The sequence below is a fragment of the Bacteroides sp. RTP31139st1_H2_RTP31139_211217 genome, assembly GCF_040227615.1.
Taxonomy (GTDB): domain Bacteria; phylum Bacteroidota; class Bacteroidia; order Bacteroidales; family Bacteroidaceae; genus Bacteroides; species Bacteroides uniformis.
This window is the reverse complement of sequence record NZ_JBCNZM010000141.1, coordinates 1-3,146: the sequence shown is the minus strand read 5'-3', so window position 1 is coordinate 3,146 and position 3,146 is coordinate 1. Positions and strand designations below refer to the sequence as shown.

Annotated in this window: 6 protein-coding genes; 2 read left to right on the top strand and 4 right to left on the bottom strand. The window is 52.4% G+C overall.

Going from position 1 to position 3,146, the window contains the following annotated elements; genetic code table 11:
- Nucleotides 1-457 (top strand): AAA family ATPase (locus tag ABUA47_RS18645; protein ID WP_349831880.1); only part of this gene is annotated, 457 nt, incomplete at its 5' end.
- Complete coding sequence (locus tag ABUA47_RS18640; protein ID WP_004293618.1) at nt 432-1,064, top strand: RloB family protein; 633 nt, start codon at nt 432-434, stop codon at nt 1,062-1,064. The genes ABUA47_RS18645 and ABUA47_RS18640, both read left to right, overlap by 26 nt.
- Nucleotides 1,065-1,215: 151 nt before the next feature.
- Here the strand turns inward: ABUA47_RS18640 and ABUA47_RS18635 are convergent, their stop codons facing one another.
- The 4 genes from ABUA47_RS18635 to ABUA47_RS18620 all read right to left on the bottom strand — a co-directional run.
- On the bottom strand, nt 1,216-1,659 hold the full coding sequence (locus ABUA47_RS18635) for a hypothetical protein (RefSeq protein WP_004293617.1): 444 nt from the start codon (nt 1,657-1,659) through the stop codon (nt 1,216-1,218).
- Nucleotides 1,646-1,885, bottom strand: a complete 240-nt coding sequence (locus ABUA47_RS18630) for a hypothetical protein (protein WP_004293616.1) — start codon at nt 1,883-1,885, stop codon at nt 1,646-1,648. The genes ABUA47_RS18635 and ABUA47_RS18630 overlap by 14 nt, the downstream gene beginning before the upstream one ends.
- A 156-nt stretch (nt 1,886-2,041) precedes the next feature.
- The gene (locus tag ABUA47_RS18625; RefSeq protein ID WP_004293615.1) at nt 2,042-2,479 is read right to left on the bottom strand and encodes a hypothetical protein; all 438 of its coding nucleotides are present in this window, start codon (nt 2,477-2,479) and stop codon (nt 2,042-2,044) included.
- Nucleotides 2,480-2,481: 2 nt separating this feature from the next.
- Nucleotides 2,482-3,146: phage antirepressor KilAC domain-containing protein (locus tag ABUA47_RS18620; RefSeq protein ID WP_349831878.1), on the bottom strand; the 665-nt coding region annotated here is incomplete at its 5' end.

Below are 3,146 nucleotides of genomic sequence, written 5' to 3'. Positions count from 1 at the left end.
GAAGACGGTCACTTTCCCGTTCCGCGTAAACGAGTCGGAGGGTACGATCAAATACTTCTCGCTGGCTTATCCTATAATCGACGCGTTGGATCATGGCAAAAGGCTGGTTGTCGACGAGTTCGACTCGAAAATGCACCCTCTGTTGACCAGTCGCATCATCGGGCTGTTCAATTCCAGAGTGACAAATCCCAGGAATGCACAGTTGATTTTCACGACACATGACACCAACCTGCTTAATGCAAGCCTGTTCCGCAGGGATCAGATCTGGTTTACACAGAAAGATTCGTTTGGAGCCTCGGAACTCTATTCGTTGGCGGAATACAAGGTTCGCAACAGTGCACCTTTCGAAAAGGAGTACCTGATGGGGAAATATGGCGGTATCCCTGTCATCGGCCAGTTTGAACGGTTATTTGACCTGAGGGAGGAAGAATATGGCAGCACGGACGAACAAGCGTGATCCACGCGCGGCACGGACACTCAGGCGTATCAGTTTTGTCCGTGAGGTCAAACAATCCTTCCTGATCATCTGCGAGGGGGTAAATACGGAACCGGATTATTTCAATGCGTTTCGCCTGACCTCCGCCAATATTAAAGCGGTAGGCCAGGGACTCAATACGGTAGGTCTTGTCCAAAAGGCTTTACGGATGAAAGAAGAAGAGCGGAAGAAAGGACGCGAGTATGACCAGTGCTGGGTGGTATTTGACAAGGATGACTTTCCCGATCGGGATTTCAACCGGGCTATCGGTATGGCGGAAGCCGGTGGCATGAGGGTGGCATACAGCAACCAGGCTTTCGAGTATTGGTTCTTGCTGCACTATAACCTGGTACAAGGCCCGATGCACAGAAATCAATATGAAACAAAGCTATCCGGCTTGTTGGGCTTCTCCTACAACAAGGAAGCCGGTACAGGCGGTCGTGTTTTCAGGGAGCTGGGCGGTAAACAGGCTCAGGCCATCACGAACGCAAAAGCCGTATTGCGCCGAATGGAGGGAATACCGCCGGCACAAGCGGAATCTTCGACAACGGTGCATCTTCTTGTGGAAGAACTGAATAAGTATATTTAGCATATTCTGTCGTTTGCCCGGATAATATTGTACCCGGCTACCACCTCCTTCCGGTTTTATCGGATTTTATGTCGCAAAAACACAAAAACAGACGGCAAATCACAACGATGCCGTCTGTTTTTATTCATTTACGTTCCGTGGACAGATACGCTCAAACTTTTCGGTGTCTCTCTTTCCATTGGCTGACCTCTTCGTCAGAGACGGATGCCACGGTCCTTTTTTCCACATCGAACATCCGATGACAGAATGCCCTGGTAGAAAAAGGATTTCCAAGTTCCGCCAATATCCCTACAAGCCGGTTGTAGGAATCCATGTGCCACAGGTAATCGTACATCCCGCTGACCGGCACCCGTTCAAGCAATCCCATACGCGTTGTCTTTTCCACGCACTTGTCGAAAATCCGCGAACCCATCTCCATGTTCTCCATGTAGTACCGCTTGCTGCGCAAGGTGTCGTAACCTTTTTCACGCAGGCGTGTACGGTCTGCCATGTACAGCATGAAGATGACCTCTTCCGGGGTGAACGCGCCGACCAGCCCGGTGAAGCATTTCATAAACGGTATCACGTGTTGCCTTTTGTCGTCATTCCCTTTCATGTCCGTTTTCGCGTTCGTTCGTCCGTAATGTTTCCGCTTCCCCGTCATCCTTAATCGACGGATTGACATAGAACTGGCATATCCTGCCGTTTATCATCGGTTTATACACGGCGTATCCCAGTTTTTTGGCGTAACGCCCCACGGATACGCGGTTGGCGAACTTGCCGGTATGTTCCGTCAGGTGTTCCGACATCTCCCCGACGGTCATTCTGCTTTTCAGTTTCATATCATTCGCGTTTAAATGTTTTCCTGATAAAGGATAGCCGCGACTAATACGAACTGTTTGCAAATGGTATGAATTAATAAGAGGCGGTTCCATGAAATCGGCAAAGGAGGAATCAACCGGTTATACTGATACTTCATTCATGAAACCGTCCCTCATCTATTTTCCCATTATCCGGACAATCTCCCGTATCGTGTCGAAGTTCCGCTCGTCCAGCCATTCTTTGGCCACGTTCCACGAGAGCGACATTCCGAACTTCAGGTTCTCCATGGTGATGGTATGGTGCGACAACCTGCCTTCAGTGGGCTTGAGCCCTGCCGCGTGCAGTTCACACAGTCCGTCCTGAAAGAACGTGCACCCGCCTGCTTCCTGTTTCGCCTGTACCATCGGCACGATATACGGGATTTTTCCCAACAGCAGGCCTACCGCCCACCGAGTGGGTGCAAGACGCTCCCTGTATCCGGCTTTCAGCAACCGGAGGATGTCTTCCGGCGTACCGAGGCACGGTATCCGGCATTGCTGCCTGCACAGACGGCAACGGCACTCTACCGGCCGTCTTCCTGTCTTGCGGATGATCCGCTGTAATGCCGTTTCCATCGCTATGCACCCGGTGGGCAGTATTCAGGGTTCCTCTTGCGCCACAGTTCTATGATACACTCCCGTCCGGCCTGTGTCCATCGTTTGGTGGATCCGAAAGTATATACCTTGCCCCGGCTGTTCTCCCACGTGTAAGGCACATCGCATTGCCAGGCCCGGCAGGAAGGAAAGACCACCCATTGCCGCTTCTCGTACTTGCAGATGCCCTCTTCGGCAAGGAACTGGTGCAACTGTCGCGGCGATATGCCGAGTTCGTCAGCGATGCGCGTGCTCTTGAACCAGTCCCTGTTCTCGATAAACTCCTCGTAGAATACGATTTTCGGCAGGGATTCACTCACCACCTTCCGCAGTTCCAGAATCAGTCTCGTCGCCGATTCCATATCCTGCGGCATGGGACAATCCATACAGGGCAGACCGGGTGCCGCCACCCTGGGGCGTTCGCGTACGATTGTCTTCCCTCGTTTCACGGAGAGTTTGCCGATAGCCTCGCCCAACCATTCCGCCAAAGACAGGTCAGGGGCGATCCATCTGGCCAACGGTATGACAAGCGGTGATTCCAACCAGGTCGCACCGTGCCCCCGCCCCCGTGTGGTGAAGACTTGCGACTCGTATTTCCCGGTATGTCCGTTGCCGGCCATTTCCCTGCGGAGCATATCCGTGGAAGCGA

What these genes read in the sequence shown, in the direction of transcription:
- ABUA47_RS18640 (WP_004293618.1), top strand. Translation starts at nt 432, where the DNA reads ATGGCAGCACGGACGAACAAGCGTGATCCACGCGCGGCACGGACACTC.
- ABUA47_RS18635 (WP_004293617.1), bottom strand. Translation starts at nt 1,659, where the DNA reads ATGAAAGGGAATGACGACAAAAGGCAACACGTGATACCGTTTATGAAA.
- ABUA47_RS18630 (WP_004293616.1), bottom strand. Translation starts at nt 1,885, where the DNA reads ATGAAACTGAAAAGCAGAATGACCGTCGGGGAGATGTCGGAACACCTG.
- ABUA47_RS18625 (WP_004293615.1), bottom strand. Translation starts at nt 2,479, where the DNA reads ATGGAAACGGCATTACAGCGGATCATCCGCAAGACAGGAAGACGGCCG.